15 protein-coding genes, 1 tRNA gene and 2 pseudogenes are annotated in these 20,930 nt (G+C 50.4%); 2 read left to right on the forward strand and 16 right to left on the reverse strand.

The window, feature by feature from the left end; all coding sequences use genetic code 11:
• Positions 1–12 precede the first annotated feature (12 nt).
• Together B3C38_RS03095 and B3C38_RS03100 are read right to left on the reverse strand one after the other, a co-directional pair.
• Entirely contained in the window at positions 13–1,314 is a 1,302-nt protein-coding gene (locus B3C38_RS03095; protein ID WP_286725212.1) for a DUF5723 family protein, read from the reverse strand.
• 90 nt (positions 1,315–1,404) lie between these two features.
• Entirely contained in the window at positions 1,405–2,331 is a 927-nt protein-coding gene (locus B3C38_RS03100; protein WP_286725214.1) for a hypothetical protein, read from the reverse strand.
• A 182-nt stretch (positions 2,332–2,513) separates the two neighbouring features.
• Between B3C38_RS03100 and uvrC the strand changes: the two genes are divergently transcribed.
• Together uvrC and B3C38_RS03110 are read left to right on the forward strand one after the other, a co-directional pair.
• Complete coding sequence (uvrC, locus tag B3C38_RS03105; RefSeq protein ID WP_286725215.1) at positions 2,514–4,334, forward strand: excinuclease ABC subunit UvrC; 1,821 nt, start codon at positions 2,514–2,516, stop codon at positions 4,332–4,334.
• A gap of 65 nt (positions 4,335–4,399) precedes the next feature.
• Positions 4,400–4,483, forward strand: a tRNA-Leu gene (locus B3C38_RS03110).
• A 151-nt stretch (positions 4,484–4,634) separates the two neighbouring features.
• On the opposite strand, the gene B3C38_RS03115 is transcribed toward B3C38_RS03110, so the two are convergent.
• The 14 genes and pseudogenes from B3C38_RS03115 to B3C38_RS03180 all read right to left on the reverse strand — a co-directional run.
• Entirely contained in the window at positions 4,635–4,859 is a 225-nt protein-coding gene (locus tag B3C38_RS03115; protein WP_349677380.1) for a DUF2188 domain-containing protein, read from the reverse strand.
• Positions 4,859–5,560, reverse strand: a complete 702-nt coding sequence (locus B3C38_RS03120; RefSeq protein WP_286725219.1) for a hypothetical protein — start codon at positions 5,558–5,560, stop codon at positions 4,859–4,861. Before B3C38_RS03120 ends, B3C38_RS03115 begins: the two co-directional genes overlap by 1 nt.
• A 171-nt stretch (positions 5,561–5,731) precedes the next feature.
• Positions 5,732–6,112 carry a hypothetical protein gene (locus tag B3C38_RS03125; protein ID WP_286725221.1) on the reverse strand — a complete coding sequence of 127 codons (381 nt, stop codon included), beginning with the start codon at positions 6,110–6,112 and terminating at the stop codon, positions 5,732–5,734.
• Between the two features lie 228 nt (positions 6,113–6,340).
• A complete protein-coding gene (locus B3C38_RS03130; protein WP_286725244.1) occupies positions 6,341–8,962 on the reverse strand; it encodes a UvrD-helicase domain-containing protein in 2,622 nt (873 codons plus the stop codon).
• Between the two features lie 1,006 nt (positions 8,963–9,968).
• Positions 9,969–11,315, reverse strand: coding sequence for a mobilization protein (locus B3C38_RS03135; protein ID WP_286725224.1), 1,347 nt, complete (start codon positions 11,313–11,315; stop codon positions 9,969–9,971).
• A 293-nt stretch (positions 11,316–11,608) separates the two neighbouring features.
• The gene (locus B3C38_RS03140; RefSeq protein WP_286725247.1) at positions 11,609–12,130 is read right to left on the reverse strand and encodes a toprim domain-containing protein; all 522 of its coding nucleotides are present in this window, start codon (positions 12,128–12,130) and stop codon (positions 11,609–11,611) included.
• Positions 12,131–12,319: 189 nt separating this feature from the next.
• Positions 12,320–12,571, reverse strand: a pseudogene (locus tag B3C38_RS03145) (CHC2 zinc finger domain-containing protein); the annotation flags it as partial.
• Positions 12,572–12,763: 192 nt separating this feature from the next.
• A complete protein-coding gene (locus B3C38_RS03150; RefSeq protein ID WP_286725250.1) occupies positions 12,764–13,915 on the reverse strand; it encodes a primase-helicase family protein in 1,152 nt (383 codons plus the stop codon).
• A gap of 52 nt (positions 13,916–13,967) precedes the next feature.
• Positions 13,968–14,300, reverse strand: coding sequence for a helix-turn-helix domain-containing protein (locus B3C38_RS03155; RefSeq protein ID WP_286725226.1), 333 nt, complete (start codon positions 14,298–14,300; stop codon positions 13,968–13,970).
• Positions 14,301–14,490: 190 nt separating this feature from the next.
• Positions 14,491–15,387 (reverse strand): DUF6043 family protein, encoded by an 897-nt coding sequence (locus B3C38_RS03160; protein ID WP_286725227.1) that lies wholly within the window; start codon positions 15,385–15,387, stop codon positions 14,491–14,493.
• A 5-nt stretch (positions 15,388–15,392) separates the two neighbouring features.
• Positions 15,393–16,403: a PDDEXK nuclease domain-containing protein gene (locus tag B3C38_RS03165; RefSeq protein WP_286725230.1), complete on the reverse strand. Its 1,011-nt coding sequence runs from the start codon at positions 16,401–16,403 to the stop codon at positions 15,393–15,395.
• Between the two features lie 49 nt (positions 16,404–16,452).
• The gene (locus B3C38_RS03170) at positions 16,453–17,790 is read right to left on the reverse strand and encodes a site-specific integrase (protein ID WP_286725233.1); all 1,338 of its coding nucleotides are present in this window, start codon (positions 17,788–17,790) and stop codon (positions 16,453–16,455) included.
• 501 nt (positions 17,791–18,291) lie between these two features.
• Entirely contained in the window at positions 18,292–20,376 is a 2,085-nt protein-coding gene (locus B3C38_RS03175) for a TonB-dependent receptor plug domain-containing protein (protein WP_286725235.1), read from the reverse strand.
• Between the two features lie 13 nt (positions 20,377–20,389).
• Positions 20,390–20,930: pseudogene (locus B3C38_RS03180) on the reverse strand (YncE family protein); the annotation flags it as partial.

The following is a 20,930-nucleotide window of genomic DNA, read 5'->3' on the forward strand; positions in this document are numbered from 1 at the left end:
TTTCCCGTTCGTTTACCGCCGATCCTTGTCGTACACATAGGCCGCGATACGGTGGCTGCGCCTGCCGATCGGTACGCCGATGCCCAGCGTGACGTTCATCACGCTCTGCTTGATGGGGATGAACTGGGGCGTATGCTTGGCCGTGACGATGTCCGTGGCAAGGTAGAAATTGATCCAGCTGGGGTTCAGGTTCAGCGCCAGCCCCACGGCGCCGCCGCGGTTGTCGATCACCGAATAGCTGCCCGTGACGGTAAACCAGCGGATCGGGTGGAAATTGACCGACCCGGTGATGTTGTGCAGGGTCTTGTATTCCCACACGCGGGCCGTATACAACAGGCCGATGCCGATCTTATGGCGCCATACCTCGTATTCGAGGCCGGCGTTGATCGAGGCGCGCAGCATGCGCGATACGCTCTTGGCCGCGCCCTTGTGGAACTCCAGTACGTCGATGTCGAAGTCGGGCGACTCGGTGCCGTCCTCGGTGACCGTCACGCCCGTGAAGGATAGCTCCTTCGCCGAATAACCCGTTACGTTCTTGTTCTTGCTCCAGCCGATGAAGCCCAGGTCGTTCACCGCCAGCGATGCCTGCAGGTTGGGCAGGATGTCGTACGTGGCTCCGAAGTCGACCGCGAAGCCGTAGCCGGCGGGCGAGGTGGGCTTGAGGCTGATGTCGTCCATCTTGTAGACCTCTTCGCCGTGGTCGTTGAGTTCGGTCTTGACGTCGAGCCCTGCGGCCGTGATGTCCAGCCCGCCCGCGGCGTTGATCAGCCAGCGTTCCTCGTTGTGCGATACGTTGAATTGCGTGAAATACATCCGCGCACGTGCCACGCCCATCAGGAATTTTGCCCGCACACCGATGTATAACTTGTCGTCGAGCAGCGGAAAAGAGTAGTTGAAACCCGCTTCGAGATAGCTGTCGGCCGTGATGCCGATGTTGCTGATGTCGCCGCTATTGCCGCGTTTCAGGAAGTCGAAGAGCGAGTAGGGCAGGGTGGCGTCGGTCGTGACGCGGGCGTTGAGGTCGAACGACCAGAAATTCTTGTGGTTGCGGGTGAAGGCGCCGAACCCGATGAGGTTTACGCGCGTGTCGAGACCCAGGAGGTTGTCGGCTTTGAGTCCCGAAAGGGCGTCGGCCGTCGATACGGAGCTGTCGAGCAGTGTGACGAGTTTTCCGTTGCGCGGATAGAGTATTTTGTCGATCGAGAGGTTGCCGCTCACGTTGATGTCCAGTCCGCCCAGCCCGGGGATGTTGACATAGCCGCGTAAGGGGGCGAAAGCCGGGTTGAACTGGCTGCGGAGGGTCGACCCCTCCATGAAATAGGCCGTCGGGTTCTGTGCCGCGGCGCCGGATGCCAGCAGCAGCGTGAATAGGAATGCGTATATTTTTTCATGTTCTGTGCCGGATTAGAGGTTGAGCTTCAGGCCGCCGCGCTTGATCAGGCGCAGGGTGATGACGATTTGCTGATCGGACGTGAAATCGTAGCCTGGATAGTATTTCTCCAGCGAGACGGGGAGGATGATCTCGGCACCCTCGATGATCTGCCGCAGGTCGCTTTCGAAAAGTTGCGTCTCCCTGATCTCGTTCGTTTTGCCGGGTTCGACCGTTACGTCGAACCGGACGTTCGTAGGCGAGAAATAGGGCACGAGCCGCAGGCTCACGGGTAGGGCGCTCGTGATGCTGCCGTAGAGGTGCAGCGTGTTTTTGGGGTTGGGGGTGCCATCACTGTCGAGGTTCTCGCAGATCATGTCCACCACGTCGCCGCCGATGTCGATCTTACCGATGTCGTAGGTTACATCCTGGACTTTGAGCTCTGTCAGGTAGCTGCCGGCCAGGGATTTGACCTCGCCCGAAAGCCGGTCGTGCAGCATCGGCATATTGCGGAACGCCTCGATGAAGACCGGTTTGAAATCTGCCGGATCCGTATTCGGGGGGAGCAGGGGCAGGAAGGTCGAGAGGTATTTTTCCGCCAGCAGGTCGGCGACGGCGGTGATCTTGGCATCGTCGTCCATCATCTGGTCGATCAGTGCATCGAGCAGCGGCGTGATTGTCTCCGGGGTGTTCTGGAGTTCCCGCAGGTCGACGTATGCGGCGTTTCCGGGCAGGGGCGAGGGAAGCCAGATGTCCGCTTCGTCGAAGAGCGTTTTGATGTCCGCGCCTCCTTCCTTCAGTTCACTCATACTTACGTATACCGTGGCCAGCGGCAGCCGGTATTCCGAGTCCTCGTCGCCGATGGTGACATCGTCCGTGGTCACGTTCGACAGGTCGTAAGCGTTGTCGATACAGGACGATGCGAGTGCTGCGGCGAAGAGAAAAGGTAAAAATTTTCTCATAGGGTTTGGGTTTGTTTTCAATGTGCCGCAAATATATGCCGTTCCGACGAATAAAACAAAAAATCGGATGTTTTAGTTTATGCGTGTGTCAAATGCGGCCATCTCTGCGTGCGCCGGAGGCATGCCGCAGGGGATGGCGCGTTTTGTGAAATAATTGCTACATTTGCATTGCGATTAACGCTATGGCGGGAACCGAAAAAAACAACCTCAGGGAGCAGGTGGCGATGCTGCCGCTGTCACCGGGCGTCTACCAGTTCGTAGACCGCTCGGGGACGATCATCTACGTCGGTAAGGCCAAGAGCCTGCGCAAGCGGGTTTCGTCCTATTTCGTGCAGAGCAAGGAGCACAGCCCCAAGGTGCGCGTGCTGGTGAAGCAGATCGCCGAGATCCGCCATATCGTCGTGGACAGCGAAACCGACGCCCTGTTGCTGGAAAACTCGCTCATCAAGACCCTCCAGCCGCGGTACAATATCCTGCTCAAAGACGATAAGACCTATCCGTGGATCGTGGTGCGCCGCGAGCATTTTCCGCGCGTGCAGTCGACGCGGCAACTGAACCGCGACGGGTCGCAGTACTTCGGCCCCTACGGATCGGTGATGATGCAGCACAGCGTGCTGGATTTCATCCGCGAGGTGGTTCCCTTGCGTACCTGCAAACTCAATCTCGCTCCCGAGCAGATCGCCAAGGGAAAATATACGGTCTGCCTGCAATACCACCTGGGCAACTGCAAAGGCCCCTGCATCGGGGCGCAGGGCGAAGAGGAATACGGCCGGCTCGTCGACATGGTCGTCGCGGTGCTCAAGGGCGACCTGCGCCCCGTGCGTAACTACCTCGAACAGGAGATGCAACGTGCTGCCGGGGGATTGAAATTCGAATTGGCGCAGCGCTACAAGCAGCGCCTCGATGCGCTGGACAACTATGCGGGCAAGTCGGTGATCGTCAGTGCGAAGATCGTCGACGTGGATGTTTTTTCGCTGCTTCCGGACGACGATGTGGCCTATTGCAATTTCGTGCGTATCCGCCACGGGTCGGTCGTGGGCGTTTATACCGTGAAACTCAAGACGGGTGTCGGGGGCGACGAACGCGACATGCTGACGCTGGCCATCCAGCATGTCGTCGAGCATATTGCCGGGACGCTGGCCCGTGAGGTCATCGTACCGTTCCTGCCCTCGACGACGCTGCTGTTTGACGGTGTGACTTTCACGGTGCCCAAGCGCGGCGAAAAGCTCGAACTGCTCGAATTCTCGCAGAAGAGCGCCCGTATCTATCGCGCCGAGCAGCTCAAGAACCTGGAAATCAAGAATCCCGAACGATATACCGAGCGGTTGATGAATGCCCTGCAAAAGGAATTGCGCCTCGACCGCCAGCCGCGGCACATCGAATGCTTCGACAACTCCAATCTGCAGGGGGCCCATCCGGTAGCCTCGTGCGTGGTGTTCCGCGACGGAAAACCCGCGCGCAAGGACTACCGCCATTTCAACATCAAGACCGTGGAGGGCCCCGACGATTACGCTTCGATGCGCGAGGTCGTCTTCCGGCGTTACAGCCGCCTGCAGGAGGAGGGGGCCGAGCTGCCCGATCTCATTATTGCTGACGGCGGGAAGGGGCAGATGGGCGTCATTCACGAGGTGCTGGAGTATCTCGGGCTGGACATACCTGTCGCCGGGCTGGCTAAGAACGACCGCCACCGCACCTCCGAGTTGCTCTGCGGATTCCCGCCTGTCCTGGTCGGCATCCGTCCCACTTCGCCCCTTTTCCACTTTCTGGCGCACATCCAGGAAGAGGTGCACCGTTTCGCCGTCTCATTCCACCGTCAGAAACGCAGTAAGGCCTTTATCCATAGCGAACTGGAACAGATCGAAGGCATCGGTGACAAGACCGTCCGTACGCTGCTGCAACATTTCCGCACCGTGGCCAAGGTCAAGGCGGCACCGTTCGAGGAGTTGACAGCGCTGGTCGGCCCCGCCAAGGCGAAAAAAATCAAGGCTTTCTTTGAAAAATAACCGGATTTTTTGAAAATTGCGAAGAATCGACTATCTTTGCCCTCCCGATTCTACGGAAGAGGCTTGCCCGGATGGCGGAATCGGTAGACGCGTTGGTCTCAAACACCAATGACAGCAATGTCGTGCCGGTTCGACCCCGGCTCCGGGTACAATAAAAATCGCTAACAAGTTAATTATTTAACTGTTAGCGATTTTTATTTTCAAATTTGTTCCCGAATTGTTCCCAATCAATGTTCTCTTAAATTGCAGATTGAAAAAGAGTGGCAGACTATTAATTAGCCTGCCATTCTTAACTAATGCTTATCCTTTAGGCGGATAGGGATCATTTCCATAACTATCACGATCTCTGATTTGCCCATTCGGACGATGTATCAGCAGCTCTGACTCTTGGTTGCGAGCAATTTCCCGTGCTATATCAATAGCTTCTCGTTGCGTGCGTGTGATTTTAGTCACACGTTGATTTCCTGCACCCCGTACAGCCCATCGACCAGCATGAGGTACGACATGTTGATTTCGTCCCATTATTAAGCGGCATTCCACAAGGTTACATACTCGAGACAAGCATCATTGATCTCCTGCAAGGATAGTGTGGTATCCAAAGGTGCGGGATATATTACATCTGCCATTACATCAACAAAGAAGCAGTGTGCATTATCTACGATCTCTCCTTGCTTTGCAATGGATTTTTGCAGGAAGTACGAAATCAAAGACGCGGCATTACGACCGGCAGAAAAGTCCAATTTGTTCTTTGCTATCCGAAATTTTACTGCACCGACATACTTGTTTCCATTATCTTCCCACCGCATTATCAAATCGGGAGCAACCGTAATTTGTACACCAGCCATAATACATTCCTTATTGGTTACTTTGGGAAAAGTACAGTGTATTTTTCCTACTCTGTCGGGAAAATTGATTTCGATGAAATGTCTCAAAGCGATAATCGAATTAGCAACATCATTTTTTGCCCATACAGAACTTGTTTGGCGAGACTGTAAGGTTTGGAGCGCATCCAGAATACATTCCTCCTCAAATCCACCTTTAACGTATTTTTTCATTGCGGCCCTTGCTGTTGCATATGGAGCTACTTTGAATACAGATGGTTTCTTTTGCTCTTTTACAATCGATTTCTTTCGACGTTCCGTTGCTGTAACGAAAGCAATCAAGGGGTTTATCGAGACCCTTGGGACATTGTATGGTTGCCCCGAACCTATAAAATTGTTTGTCATATTAAATAATTTTATGGGGCAAAACTTGCTAAATACGGTATAAAGTTGTATCTTCGCAAACGAGAAAACAGAAATAGGAACAAGATGAGGAATCTCGTTCATGCGCGCCAACGCTTTATTATTTCTATCTCTGAAGGATGCCTTACCCCTTATTAAGGTATCCTTTTTTATTTACTTATTTTTCCTCGGCAAAATTCTTTTTTTCATTTTGTATACTTCCATATCCGTATATTCTGTGGCTCGCTTCAAGTCAAAGATAATAGTATTTGCCTCGTAATCGAGCCCCAGTTTATCGAATAGCGCTTTTGTATTTACATAAAAGTATCGTCCAGCTTTGCAAACTTTGAATACAGTCTCATCTTGCGAGTCGGGCGCATTGATTAAGTATAGCGTACCTTTGTTTTGATCATCCTCCGCGAATTGCACTATGCTATTTTCTTTAAACTGCAAATGTATAGCTGTCGCCTCTGTAAAGCCAAGTTTTCCCGTTCTTTGTATTGTAGCTTTCAGCCTGCTTGAGGCAGCTTCGTTTTTATAAAATATTAGCGCCATAATCAAAATGCCTTTCTTGACTGCAAATATAGAACAAAGTTTTTGCTATCCCAAATTTCCTTGTAAAAAATTATCGGTCAAGTATCGATTTTATGTTGCCTGTTTTTTTGTCACGCACCCTCTTTTACTTATTCTTTGTTTTGTTTATTTGTTGTGTATTATTCTGTGTTTTCTTTGTATGGACGTTTAATTTTATTTGCAATGCCACAAACTCAAATGATATCAAATTTATTTCTGACTTTCCAGTTTCCCTAACCGCATAACGATGGAAGTCTGACTGCGCCCCATCTTCTCCGCAATATATCGGATGCTTTTCCCTTCACGATAGAGTGTCAGCAAAAATTGGTCAGCACGGTGCGTCCACCGCTTGTTGGCATTCGGATGCTTGGTGTAACTCTCCACCGTAACTTTTTCAGGACGCAGAAACTCGTCCACAAAAACAGAAGGGAATCGTGCATCGTAGAAAACCCATGTTTTAATTTTGGCCCGTGTGATTGCTACATAGAACAACCGTCGCTCCTCGCCATAAGGAAAGCAGTCGCTTGCCGTCAGTACGTATTGCAAAGACGGGTCATCGCTTACGAGTGAGGGAAAGCCATAGGTGTCCTTGTTGCACTGGAGCAAAATCACATAGGCGGCTTCAAGCCCTTTGGATTTGTGCACGGTCAGGAATTCGACCTTGCGGCCACCGATGATATAGTAAAATCTGTTCCCCTCTTTGACGCTTTTATACATGAACGAGAGGTAGTAATCGTCGAATGAATACCGCCCCAGCAGGAACACAGATTTGTCGGCCGGAATGGATGCAATAAGCTGTCCGATGACATTGCAATAGCTGTTTCGGTCGTAGGCTTGGAACGATAGTTCGGTTTTCATTTGCCCGCTGAACGGCCGAATGTTCTTTTTTATTTGAGCCGTATTACGTTGGATGAATCGGGCCGACAAACCGACCAGCGGCTCGCCGAAACGATAAGTCGTTTCGATTTTATTGATTTCGGTCGGGCCGAAAAAAGCTGCGAAATTGTTGAAAAGAGCCATATCGCTTCCCGAGAAACGATAGATGGATTGCCAGTCGTCACCTACGCAATAGAGTTTCGCCGGAGGATTTCCCTCGCGCAAGGCTTTGAGAAAGTTGTAGCGGTCAACGGATATATCCTGAAATTCATCGACAATTATATACTCATACGACACTGGATGCGTTGCCCGGCAAAGTTCGGTCGCCTGCAAGATGGCATCCGTAAAGTCGATTTGTCCGCTACTGCGCAAAGCCTCCGCATAGCGTTCATACACGGGACGGAAAATGTTTTTGACTACGAACTCACTACGCCGGTCATCGGCTTCGTTAGTCTGTTTCAAGACGTCCTTCAATGATCGGCAACTCGATTTCAGCAAGGTGACGAATGTAGCGATCAATCTAATAAATGCCTTTTCCTGCTTGCTGCCCTCTGGTAATACCATGCTGTACAACTCAACATCTGTTCGTTCTTGCAAAGGGACACCAGCATCGAGCAACAATTGTTTGAGCGTCTCACGAATATCCGAACGGTAAAAATCCACGCTGGACGTCGTAATTAGTCTCGTTCCGAATTTCTCGTGGGCGGCCCGCTTCCATGCGATGCCGTCGTTATACTTTTGGTTGGCCTCTTCATAGGAGATATTCCGATCTTTGGCGAACCATGCGGGTACGAGGCCGTGTTCATCTACCCCGAAATGCTCCAGATAAAGACGCTGCGGTTTACCGTCTCGCTCAAAGTGGATCGAAAAATCGGGTTTGTACTGGGAGTGCATCGCGTCCGCTACCGGATATTCGTAAGGCTCCTCATATCTGAACTGCACGCCGAGGGACGATAAGACGAAACAGATTTTCTGCTCTTGCTCGCTCCGCACGTAAATCTGTTTGCCGTCCATATCCGGAAGCAGTGCTTTCAGCCGCATATCCTTTTGCTCGGATAGCTGCTGTCGTCTTTCATTTTTCCGTTTCTCCCAATCCGCCTCGTTGGATTGATAATCGACGAAATACTCGACCGCATGTTTACGGAATCGCGAATCGGCCAGCAATTCGCGGTATATTTTCACGAACAACGCGTCCGTATTGTCGCAGATCGAAGGTTTATTACCTGTTTGCTGCCCAATCAGATCAAGGGCCAACTTATGGAAAGTATAGCCACGCAAGCCCTCGATTCCCATTCGTTCGGTCAGCTCGGCGGCAGCCTTGTTCGTATAGCTGATAAGAAGAATCCGTGTCGGATCGACTTTCTTTATTTCAATCAGGTATTTGACCTTTCCTACGATGGAGGATGTCTTGCCGCTTCCGGCACTGCTTACGACCAGACAATTATCCTCTTCCGATACGATGGAACGCCTCTGCTGTTCGTCCAACGGATATTTCAAACAATGATCGAAAAAGAGTTTGTGCCTATCAAGCGAATTTTGGATAACTTGCTGGTTATGCAATCTGACGAGCTTGCCAATATTATCGAAGTCATGGAGAAATTTCAAGATAACTTCCGATGGCTTGATACCGAACGTTTTGAGCTGCGGGACGAGCGCATCCGCTTCTTTGTAATAATCCGTATAATAACGGGAGAATTCCTTTTCCTGTAAAAAAGTTATATAGCAGTTCGCAAAGCAGGCTTCTAAATCGGTGGCGATGTCAATAAAGAAGCGCTCATCGCACGTTGAGATTGCGAACCTTCGTTCCTCGTTTATCCGGTTGCTTTCATAGGATGGAATGCAACGAATCTTTGCGGAAAGTTGTTCCGCCTCCTTTTTTAGGCGTAAACGTCTTGCCGCTATAGCTGCGAGCAGAATAGCGACAAGGCAAATAGCTATGATAAGTAAATTAGGCATATTAAAAGCGACTCTATCGAAATCGCTCAATCCACCTGTAATCATCCCCCTTCGTACTCCACTGAAATTTCCACATATCTCCAGTATTGTCATTGATGAGATAATATTGATACATACTCGTTAAAGGTTGAATTGAGAAGATACATTCTTCATTATCAGAAACTAACTCTCGGTCATTAATAGGTATACACATTAAGTTATCCAAATCCTGCGAACTATATTGTACCTGCCATAATTTACCGTTATAAGAATCCAATAATACAAATGTCCACATATTTTGTGTCGCAAACATTTGAAATCTATTCGTCCATTTTGAATCTTCGGATGGAAAAGCAAGAGAGTACCTAATTAATTGGAATAGCAAACATATAGTCCTCGCCTTTCACGCTAAATTGAACTTGCCAGTTCTTGCCTGTATATGTGTCGAGCATAATGAAAGTCCACATATTTTGCGTTTCATAAAGACAGAATCGCCCTGCTGTATCTCCTAATAATTCTCGGGCACTACAAATTGTCCAAGATTGGCCATCATCTTGAATTTGTTGTACCTCTCCCGTCTTTGTATTTAATCTGAGTTGATTGTGGTAATTTCGTGTTTTGTACATTTTGTAAATCGACGAACTTTGTGCAGACGAAACCAAAGCTACGTTTACAAAAAACAATACGAGGATCAATCTTTTAAGCAAAACCATACGCAATAGTTACATGTTCTCCAGTCCCTACAAGAACCATTATTAACCACGAAGCGTGGAACTGCAATGCCACGTCTTTATTTGGAGGTCGTAGGAAACCTTGCATACAGATGTAGTGATAGCAGCCCACGCTATATGCGTGAGAACCACTATGCCATCTGAGTATGCAATTTGAAAATTTCCTACGTTTCCAAATACTTGATGAGCATAACGCTTCTTATCATATGTCTGGAACGAGTTTCCCCAATCCCACTACAAAAATAATTAAAAACTACGATAATACGCTACACCTTTACAAGTTTTATTTCAGCGATCTACATTTTCAACCCTCTTCCATTCCGTTCCGGCTGAACATAGTGTTGTAATCGCTCTGCTTGTTCTCTGAACCACCTGACAATAGGTATCCCGTCGATTTTAAGGCCGAATTTGCGGTTGTTTGTTTCGTCCGAAGCGATTCTTGCAATCACATTCTCGGCGTTGAATCGCTTTCGGTGCGTTTCCGAATAGAGCGTACCGCTGTATTTGAGCGGTTTGCCTCCGATAAGCGTTTCCGTCTGCTCGTCGTTGAATCCGACCTTGCAGCAAAATTCGTCCATGCGCAGCATTTCGCGGAAACGAGGGAACCATGCCAGTGCCTTGCGAACGACCGATTGAAGAAAAGACAAATCTTTTTCGTATTGTTTCTTCATGTTCGCGGTTTCCGTCACGTGCTGCGCCTGCATTGCCGTCAGTTCCCGACTATGTTCGCTTTGCATGGTCTGAATCTTCTTTTGCAGGATTTCTATACTCTCGTCCCGAGTGGACAACTCGTGTTGCAGTCGTCCGATTTCCAGCTCCTGCCGTTTGACCTTCGACGTTCCGATCATCGACCCGATACCGTCGAGAATGGTCGTGCCGACCTCGGCGGCAGAGTTTTTCAGTTTCTCGGTCTTCAGTTCGCTTTTTACCGCTTTCAATTCCGTTTCGGTTCGTTCCTTGGCAGCACGGGCTTTCTCAGCCTCCTGCTTCTGCTTGGCGATGATGTAGTCCGTCCGCTCCAGATGCTCGCGCCCTGTCTGCTCTTTCGCCGTGCCGCGCTCCATATCGAGCGCTTCGGCAAGTATGGTCTGCATTTCGCTCATGTCCTGCGGCGTGAGCTTGCAGGACTTCCCTGTATCGTGGTTCATCCAGTCCCATACGATATGAGCATGGTAGTTCGGCTTCCATGTGGTTTTGTCATTGGGTATTCCGTAGTGCCCTTCGTCACGGTGGATGAAGATTTGCAGCGGGGTAATGCCCCAACGCTCGCGGCATAACTCTCCGTATCGTTGCAGCTGTTCCATCGTCGTGTCTGCCTTGCAGACCACGACACCTTCCTTGATAGGTGTACTGCCGCGCACAACGACGTTCTTTCCGGTCTTCTTGTTCAGGCGTGTGCGATCTTTGGTCTGCATTGCCCGTCCCGTCTTCGTCTTAACCATCTCGCCGAGGTATTTGTAATACTCCCTAAGCGACACGCCCTCGATACGTGGCGACACCCACACTTCGTTGCCGTCCATAAGGTCGGTGCGCAGATAGATATTTTCTTTGTTGATATGGGCGAGGTATTGGGGTGTCCGCCTGTTATGTGCCTCGCTCTGCCCGATGTTGCACGGGCGTATGTTGTCCGATGTCTTTGCCATAATTTTGATTGCTATAAGTGGGTTTGGGGTCTTGGGGCGATGCCTCGAGCGGAGTTTCCAAAGAGCGGGTCACTCTTTGGTCGGGTTGCATAGGGCTGAAAGCCCTTGCCGGGTCGAGGGCGGAGCCTGCGTGGGACGGGGCGAAGCCCAGCCCCTCGGGAGAGCCCACAACTACGAAAGCAAAGCGTGTAGTTATAGTGGGCTATAACAAGGCAAGCCTTGTGGTTCGTGCGGTTCCCTCTGGGTTGCGGCTGTTTTTTATTCTTCCCTCTATTCGTTCGATGTCTGCGACGTTACAACTTACAGCCGTGCGACTGCTTGTGCCCTTTCACGGGACAACGACTGCGCAGGTAGTCGTTCAAGTCATTGTGCGGCCGATAGTGAATGGATTGGTCTGAGAGATTGCGGCAGGAGGCTTTCAACTCCGCCGTCGCTTTGCGTCCTGCCTCGTCGTTGTCGAGATAAGTATAAACCTGTTCGTGCGACGCGATGAACGGAACGGCTTTGGCAAGGTTCGTTACCGAGTTCAGTACGACGATATTGTGCGGCGGGGTCGGATTTCGTTTGAGCGTCAGAAACGAGAGGTAGTCCATGAATCCCTCGAAAACGAGGCACGTCGGATAATCGCCGCGGCGGGTCGTCGGGGCTTTCGAGGTGCAGCCCTTGAAATAGCGGTTGCGCAACTCCCAACCTCCGTTATCATTACAGAATCCGATTGCGAAATAGGATTTGTCCGCCACGTAATAATGCACCTCTGAACAATGTTCCCGCACTGTATCGAGGTTGATGCCCCGTTCTGTTATGTAAGCGAGCAAGGCAGGGTTTTCCAACGACTGCACCCTCTCGATGATAATTGAGGGTGTACGCTGCGGGATAGGATTCTTTCCGATGAACCGACGCTGCGGAGCGAGAGCAGAGGAATTTTGAATTGCTCTGCCGAGCCGCGAGGAGGAAAAGCCCGAAGGGCTTAAAGGAGAAACAGACATCCCGCCGATGTGTCGTTCCAACCGCCGCATAGCTTCTCCGGCATCGCACTGCTCTAATCGCATTATAAGGTCTATAATAGAGCCGCCTGTGCCCAGCCCGAAGTCATACCATAGATTCTGCATATAATCTACCTTGAAGCTCGGCGAATGTTCCTCACGAAGCGGTGAAAGATAAAGACCGTATCGCGGATTGTCTTTAACCGGGTGCAAGCCTTGTTCGGCAAGGTAGGCCCGAATCGAAATCTGTTTTATCTGTTGAATGTTGCTCATCTTTTTTTGTAAGTTTGTTGAAAAGTCTTCACAATATTCAGTGAAATAGAAAGTTATATATCTTACGTCATTCTTACACTCGATTTCAGTTGTTAGAGCGTAAGTATTTGTTGGACGTTGTAAGAGTTTTTGTAAGATATGTAAGTCATTAAGAATAAATGATCTATATTTCTATCCTTACACTCTTACATACTATATGATCGAATCGCACTGCAACAGTTCTTCGAGCAGTTCGCGTGTGACCGTATAGACTCTTGCAGTTTTGCTCTCCTGCCTTGTTATTTCACCGTTATAGGCAATCGTGTATCGTTGGTAATAGGTCGGCGGCGCGGGCGACAGCCGCCAATTCTCCGAAAGAATCCGCCGCACGGTCGGATGATCCGAACGGATACCGCGTACCTCCAGCATATTCACCATATCGCTCACGTCGAAGCGATACTCCGCAAGAGCCTCGGCTTCCATAATGTCGCGGACAATCGACAACATCTCTGCCTCGGTCTTGCTTCGGTTGTAGTGAATGATCCGCCGCAAGGCGTCTGTCGCCAGTAAGCGCGGAGCAAACCACATGCGGCTCTCTTCACGGGTGGACAGTTCACGATGAAGCAGGAAGAACAGGAATCCCGGCAACTCGCGCCGCATATCGGCAAGCAGGTTTTGATTGTCATGTGTTAGCGGCGGTACACGCCGCACCCAATAGCGTGTTTCTCCGGCTTCAATCAGAACGGGGGTGCGCTCATTATTGGAACAAAGAATGAACTTACCGAAGAACTCTACCTCCCGACGGTCGCGCCCTTTCGCTTCGGCCTTGTAGCTCCGTGCGGTCGAAAGGTTCTTGATCCGTTCGGAATCTTCGCGGCGGTTCAGCAGTACCTCGTCCACACAGACCAGCAGTTTACCCGTCCAGTCGTCGTTGAACTGCGAACGGAAATCCTCGTTGGTATTGAACGTCACGTTGCCCTCGAAGATCAGCTTCAGAAAATTGAGAAAGGTAGTCTTGCCTGTGTTTCGCTCGCCGGACACCAGCAATACGATCGGCAGACGTTGCAACGGACGTAGATAGAGCAGTTGGAGATAATCCAATCCCAGTTCGATCTGCTCGCCGAAGATATGACAGAGAAAGTCTCGGATATGTGTAAACTCACCCTCGGCAGGTATGGTCGAAATCGGTTCGTAACGGTTCAAAAAGCCGTTAATCTCCCGGCAGTAGTCGGTATGGCTCGGAATGGTACAGAAACCGTCGTACTTCGGCACTCGTGCGATGTAATCCTTGCCATAGTCTTGGCGCAAGGTTTCTACATTCCACGGAATCAATGTTTCGAGGCTCCGCCCATTACTCAACGGCATAAGCACTCGTTTGAGTATTGTCGTGCCCACACGCAGGTATGGAATCTCCGACTTATTTTTCACTGCGGCCTCCTTTCGTGTTGCGCCCTCCCTCTAAAATCCGGCGAATATCGGATTGTCGATATCGGACTTTGTTGCCGATTTTGACCGTTCGCAGGTAACCTTTCCGGTTCCAATGCCACAATGTCGTGTCGCAAACGCCGCAAATCTCCTTGATCTCCTCTTTGGTGAGGTACTTTTCCTTGCGGGCTTCGGCAATCTCGGCCGACAACTCGCTCTTCGCACGGTTAATCAGCTCGTTCGAGAATGCGAGCAGATCCGCACCGCTGACCTCCAGCCGCACATTGGCGTTTCCCTGCCGGAGAATCGAAATCAGATCATCCATCTTATTGTTTCCTCTTCCACCGTGTAAGACCTTTTCGTTCGGTGGAATGAAAACAAAAAAGCCATTGCCTCACGATGAGACAATGGCACAAAAATATATTTATTTTCAGCGAATTTTCAAGCGAAAAACTTCACATTCATACACAAAAATTCAAACTTTCAGAATTGAATCGCCGTGAAGCGAATTTTCGTTAATCGACCTTAAAATAGACCGCAAGATCGTTGATGTCGGCGGCGAATTGCTCGGCAACCCTGTCGTCGAGATAGGCATAGATGCTCTTGTCCGAACCGATGTATGTTCCGTAACGTGATTTCAGCGCGACGAATAGCTGACGCGAAGAGGTAATGTCTGGTAGATAGCCGAGCCGTCGAAGCGCAAGAATCATCAACGCGACGCGCTTGCCTTTGACGCCTGAATGAATATATTGCTTGATCTTGTCAAGCAAAATCGGTTTCTTCTCATCGTCGAGCAGGATCATGCTTTCCAATGTCGAGGGGTGTTCCGCCTTGTCAAGCTGTTGCGGCGGCCGGCTATTGTTGTCATCGGCTTGCAATGCCCAAGCAACCACATGGCCCTCTTCGATTATCTTCTTCAGTTCATAGTACTCGTCCCAGTCCTCACGGGTACGCAATCCCAGTTCGATGGACTTCTTTACGACCATCTTTATCATCCGGGCGAGAAAGAATTTTTCGATACCGACAAGTTTAGAGTGCTTCGACAGTTCCTCCCCTCGCTCGACCATATTCTCAAAACTGCGACCGAAATAGAGCCAGCAGATCATCGCGGGTAGAGTGGCATTGGCGTCCGAAGTGTTTTTGTCGAATTTGGCGATAATCGTTTGGGCCAAGTTGGAGCCGGAACATTGCGCGATCACGGCATCTACATCAATCTCGCCTCGCGTACTCATTTGTTTAGCAGCAGCCTTTGCGAACCTCGGGAGCAGCTTCATGGCAGTCGTCATTACCAGCCGGTATCCCTCATCGCTTTCATAGTTCATCATCTCTTCGAAAGCGTCGTAGGCGTCGGCGTGATCCGACATCCACTCCTTCATGCGCTCCTTGAACGCTTCGTAGTCCGTGCGGCTCATCGTAGCTATTTCAATTCGGATAACTCGATTTTCAGTTGCTCGGCCAACTGTTTTTCCGTCGGCAGGTAGAGTTGATATTTGCTTGCCATAATCGTATTGTTGTTTTCCGGCAGCGTATATTTCACCAACGTATCGTTCTTATCGGCGCAAAGCAGAATCCCGATCGTCGGGTTTTCGTCGGGAGCTTTCTCGTTGCGGTCGTAGTAATTTACGTACATCTGCAATTGCCCGATGTCTTCGTGTGTAATCTTGTGGGTTTTCAGTTCGATAACGACGAAACAGCGAAGCAGTCGGTTGTAGAATACCAAATCGGCGAAAAATTCGTCGTCTTCAAGCAGAATACGTTTTTGGCGGGCTACAAACGAGAATCCGTTACCCAACTCCAACAGAAACGCTTGAAGATTGGTAATCAACGCACGCTCCAAATCTTTTTCGTAGTAGGTCGCTTCGGGCCGCAAACCGAGAAATTCCAAAACCATCGGGTCTTTAATAATCTCGGTCGGAGACTCGGGAATGCGCTCCTTGCGGGCAATCTCCAACACGGCTTTCTTGTCGTTGCTCAGCAACAGACGTTCATACAATCCCGAATTGATCTGTCGCTCCAACTCACGCCCTGTCCAGTTGTTGTTTGCAGCTTCCAACTCGTAGTACTCGCGTTTGTCTTTATCGTCTATTTGAATCAGAAGACGATATTGATACCAATTCAATTGCGACCGCACTGCGGACGCAATTGGATAAGTGCGGTAGAACTGCCTTGCCCGTTCCAATTGACGCACGGAAAATCCACTGCCGAACTCCTTTTCTATTTCCGTTGCAATGTTTTGAAGAAGGTATGCTCCGTATTCCGCTCGGTCTTGGCCCTTTTGTTCTTCGATAAAGATGCGTTCGCCCAATTCCCAATACATTTGCACACGGACGGTATCCACACTGCGAATCGCTGATTCTCTGGCGGAAAGAATAATAGTCCGAATGTCGGATATAAATTGTTCGGTCAAATTGGTCTTTACTATTTTCATATATCGTGTATTTTGAATTCCGACCGCGCTGCGGACGCAATTATCTCCTTTACGACAACAAATTTACTAATTCTTTTTTCATTTCATCGTCGATCTCCCGATAACGTGCAAACGCGCGGCTTCCCTCCTTGTGGCCGCTCAATGCTCCGACCAGATTCGGGTCTTTTACCTGCTTGTATAGGTTGCCGACGAATGTACGTCGAGCAAGGTGGGACGACGCGATTTCATACAGTACCTTTTTCTCCTCCTCGCGGGTCGTCGGGTTGATGATCGTAACCAATCGCTTCAATCCGGCGGCTTTGAAAATCCGCTTGATCGACACATTGTATTTCTGTTCCGAAATAAACGGCAGCAGTTTGTCACCCTCGCAATTCCTGTATCGGGCAATGATCTCCAATGCCGTCGGATTGAGCGGGACACGCACTGTCAGCGGCCGTCCCTCTTTCGTCTTGCGCGGAATATATTCAATAGCTCCGTCGATGATGCTTTGTTTCGTAAACTTGATGAGGTCGCCCACTCGACAACCGATCAGACATTGGAAAACGAAGATGTCGCGCTGAATGGCCAACTGTGGATGGCGGTTCAAGTTGGTGCGATAAATTTTGTTCCGCTCGTCGATCGTGATGTAATAAGGTGTTCCATAGGTACACTCTTCGAGCGGAAAATCGTCGAATGGCGTATTGCTCGTCTTTTTGTTATCCTTGCACCAATAAAAGAACGTCCGAATCCGCGAAAAGCAATCCAATAAAGTGTTCTTTCCACGCGGTTGCGGCGTTCGCGCCTCAGGGATCGCATCGTAAATGGCCGGATAGAGCTGGCAATATCGGTATTCGTTCTCGAAAAAATCCCATATATCCCGAAGCGTGTCGGATGTTACGTCGTCGATATAAAGCGTAAAATCTTTTTGTCCGCGCTTGGTTGTCCGCACATAGAGCTCGTAACGCTGCAAGCCGCGCTTTACGACCCGATAGTTCTTTTTGCGGACTTCGGATAGTTTATGCTTTTCGAGAAATTCATCGAACAGCGGAATCACCTGCAATTTGATCTCTTCGGCCAGCGCATCTTCCGTTTGGAATCTTTGCGGGTGGTGGTAACGCTCGATTGTTTCGCTTAACCATTCGCCGTCGGCTTCATTCGTGTAAGATTGGGTAATGAGCGTAACGATATTCCGCACATGGCTGTTGAATGCCTGTTTCTCCTTCTCCGAAACCAAGGCTACTCGATCCTTGAATCCTTGTTTTTCGGCACTCCAGTGATTCGGATTGATCGTCAGTTCGCTTGCCGCCTTAATGTCTTTCTTGCCGTCGCGCAGCCGAAAATAGACCGTCGCAAGCGTATCCGTGTCGTTCTTCTTTGCAGTTTTCCGTATGAGTGCCGAAACCTTCATTTTGCAGCGTATTGTTTACACTGCAAAGATAGTATTTGTTCCCGAATTGTTCCCATATATCCTGAATTTATTTCGACTTACTTCAAATCTATTAAACGATTCGCTAATTGCAAATCGTTGTATAATAGCGAAAATACATTATTTTGCGTCGTTTTGCGATTTTAGAATAATCGAATAGAATTTATGATTTCAAATGCGGCTCCGGGTACTTTTTTAATACGCCCATGATTTAATAATCAAATCATGGGCGTTTTTTATTTGCCATGAATTGGGCATTGACCCTTTCTCTGTTTGCTGTAAAGATTTTCTATTTTTTCAAAATACAAAATCAGCAAAATCTGTCTGCGGAAACCGGAGTATTGCGTTGTTATGGCAGACAACGTGCTACTAATCTCTATTATTCCGGTTCCCGCGAACAGATTGTAAACGAACGGCGGCGGGATTCAAATGCAGAAATGTTTGCAATGGTTCACCGCGACCAAAAGGCCCGCCGCCGCAGAGTTATCTTTTTTTACCCCACTTGGGGCGTATGTCGAGGAAAATCTCGAAATTCAAGCGTGGCATGGGACGAGCCAGCACCGAAAGATACTCCTCGTTAAACAGGTTTTTGACCGCGATCTTCACGGAAAAATCAGCCCAGGGTACGGCGAAAAGTTTTTCGACCGACATGTCGCTCATAAGATACGGAGGTACATATCCCGAGATCGTGTAGTCGTTGCTCGACATGGTGAAGCGTTCGCTATACCAACACCATTTGTAGAGCAGCCGCCAGCTTTTCCATGCCAGCCGCGCCGTTACCGACGCCGAGAACTCCGGTACATAGACCAGTTGTTTGCCGATGGACTCGTCGCCCTTGCTCATCGGCTCGCTCTCGTTGATCGAGGGCGTCCACGAAAAATTGCCGTCGGCACCGACTTGCCAGTCACGGTTCCAGGTTCGGTCGAAGCCCGCCTTCAATTCCACTCCGTAGGCATGTACTTTTTTGAGGTTCTTCGGCGTCCAGAAATCCTGCTTGCCTCCCAGCGGTATCCACAGAATCCAGTCGTCGATGTAGGAATCGAACCACGTCGCCTCGCCGTGAACCGCGTACCGACCCTCTTTGGCGAAGGCAAACGATACGCCGCCGTCGTAGGTGAAGCCGTGTTCGGGCTGCAGGTCGGGATTGCCGCCCGGCTGGAAGTAAAGGTCATTGAGCGTGGGGAAACGGTAGTTGCGCGAAATGGATGCCTTGGCCCGGACGTTTCCGGCTTTCGAGAGCATGTAATCGGCATAGAATGCCGGAATGAGCGGCGTCCAATCCTTGCCGTACATATCCTCTCGCAACGCCAGCGAGAGGCCCAGCCGTTCGGTAGGCGTCCACTTGGCAGTCATATAAGCAGATAGTTCCGTGCGGGCTTTGTCGTAACCGACCACCGCCTTGTCGCCCTGCTGGGTGATGATGTTGCGATCCTGATTTTTCGCGAAATGCTGGTGCAGGGCAATGTCGGCCGAGAAAAGCCATTTTTTGCCGACGTAAAATTCGCTGTTGCCCGATGCGAAAAGCGTGTTTACCTTGCTGCGCGAAGTAATCATGTAGGCCCATTCGCCGTTACCTTTGTCACGGGCGTAATCGTAGCCGAGCCATGTGTGGATGTAACCGGCTTTTGCTCCGACCTTGTATGTAGGACGCAGATGATCCCACGAGAGTACGCTGCGCAGGGTGCGTTCGCGCTGCTGGTGCAGAATATCCTTCGGATCGCCGTAATCGACGGTCGTTTGTGAAAGGCCGCGCTTGGAGGTGAGAAACCAGGCGTTCAGCCCGAAACGGTCGCCCTTGCCGGTATTGTAATAGACCTCCTGCAAGGCGTGAAAGTCATGAAAATCGCCGTCACGGTGGGTTTCGATGGGGTGGTAGGTGTCGATAATATTTTTATCGTCGTCGTAGACATTTTCGTTCTTGTCGCGGTTGCGGTACTTGAATTCGTTGGGCGACGAGGAGTAGACCACGCGCGTCGAGGTCTGCCAATGGTCGTCGCCGTAGGTCAGCCGCAGAAATTCGTCCGTCGTCCAGAACGAGCCGATTCCCTGTGTATACTGCATTTTGAATCCGCGTGTATCGGCGGGTTTGGTCGCCAGTGTGATCGCCCCGCCCAGACCGCCGCCCACGACGTTGAGCGACGAGGTGCCGTGCAGCAGCGTCGCGTCGTCCACGAAATAGGACGGGATCATCGAAAAATCGGTCATGCCCAGCATCGGGGAGTTGATACGCATGCCGTTCCACATCACCTGCGTGTGCGATGCCGCCGTACCGCGAAATGCCACGGTAGAAAGCGTGGCCCGGCCGTACTGTTTGATGAAGATTGCCGTATTGAACGTCAGCACGTCGGCCATCGACAGGGCGATGTTCTCGTGCAGGACGAGGGTGTCCAGTTGTGTTTTTTGTACGCCGATCTCTTTCATCGGACGAATTCCTGTAACACCGACCTCACGAATGGGCATCACCAGCGAGGGGTTGTTGTTCCACCAGCCGTTGCCGGCCGGTTTTTCTTGTGCAGTGATTGTTGCGGCGAGGCACAAACCGATAAACAGAAGTATTGGTTTCTTCATATTGCGTATCGGTTTAATACCAACAAAAAGCCCCCGGAATAATTCCCACCCGGAATTCGTCGAGCAACTCTCCTTCGGGCGAATAGCGGTAGACGATCCCCTTCTGTTGGTAGTCGATGGCGTCGGCCACGTATACTTCCGACGTGTTGGGGTCGATGGACAGGCCGTAGAATTTCGTCTGCTTGTATTTGAGGAACGGCCGCACGGGGACGTGATCGGCTACCACCGGCATCCGCCAGATATCGTTGTTGATGAAGTAGAGCGTGTCGCGTCCGCCGTTGAGCTGCACCTCCGAGGGCCAGTCGCCGAATTTGAATTTGAACTGTTTTTCGATCCTGAAAGTTGCGGCGTCGATACGGTAGAGCGAGGGGGCCTCGTGCCCGTAGGGACTGCCCTCATAACCGCCGTCGGTGATCGTCCACATCTTGTCGTACTTATCCATCACCAGCGACGTGGGCTGGATGCCGACGACCAGCTCGTCGACCACCTTGTCCGTTTCGGTGTCGATCTTCAGCAGCCGGTTCTGATAAGACCAGCAGTTCACGTAGACGTAT

This window comes from Alistipes sp. UBA1686 (genome assembly GCF_002320215.1).
GTDB lineage: Bacteria > Bacteroidota > Bacteroidia > Bacteroidales > Rikenellaceae > Alistipes > Alistipes onderdonkii.

Bases quoted from the DNA above. Each gene is read 5' to 3' on its own strand.
- B3C38_RS03095 (WP_286725212.1), bottom strand. From the start codon at position 1,314: ATGGAGGGGTCGACCCTCCGCAGCCAGTTCAACCCGGCTTTCGCCCCC.
- B3C38_RS03100 (WP_286725214.1), bottom strand. From the start codon at position 2,331: ATGAGAAAATTTTTACCTTTTCTCTTCGCCGCAGCACTCGCATCGTCC.
- uvrC (WP_286725215.1), top strand. From the start codon at position 2,514: ATGGCGGGAACCGAAAAAAACAACCTCAGGGAGCAGGTGGCGATGCTG.
- B3C38_RS03120 (WP_286725219.1), bottom strand. From the start codon at position 5,560: ATGACAAACAATTTTATAGGTTCGGGGCAACCATACAATGTCCCAAGG.
- B3C38_RS03125 (WP_286725221.1), bottom strand. From the start codon at position 6,112: ATGGCGCTAATATTTTATAAAAACGAAGCTGCCTCAAGCAGGCTGAAA.
- B3C38_RS03130 (WP_286725244.1), bottom strand. From the start codon at position 8,962: ATGCCTAATTTACTTATCATAGCTATTTGCCTTGTCGCTATTCTGCTC.
- B3C38_RS03135 (WP_286725224.1), bottom strand. From the start codon at position 11,315: ATGGCAAAGACATCGGACAACATACGCCCGTGCAACATCGGGCAGAGC.
- B3C38_RS03150 (WP_286725250.1), bottom strand. From the start codon at position 13,915: ATGCCGTTGAGTAATGGGCGGAGCCTCGAAACATTGATTCCGTGGAAT.
- B3C38_RS03155 (WP_286725226.1), bottom strand. From the start codon at position 14,300: ATGGATGATCTGATTTCGATTCTCCGGCAGGGAAACGCCAATGTGCGG.
- B3C38_RS03160 (WP_286725227.1), bottom strand. From the start codon at position 15,387: ATGAGCCGCACGGACTACGAAGCGTTCAAGGAGCGCATGAAGGAGTGG.
- B3C38_RS03165 (WP_286725230.1), bottom strand. From the start codon at position 16,403: ATGAAAATAGTAAAGACCAATTTGACCGAACAATTTATATCCGACATT.
- B3C38_RS03170 (WP_286725233.1), bottom strand. From the start codon at position 17,790: ATGAAGGTTTCGGCACTCATACGGAAAACTGCAAAGAAGAACGACACG.
- B3C38_RS03175 (WP_286725235.1), bottom strand. From the start codon at position 20,376: ATGAAGAAACCAATACTTCTGTTTATCGGTTTGTGCCTCGCCGCAACA.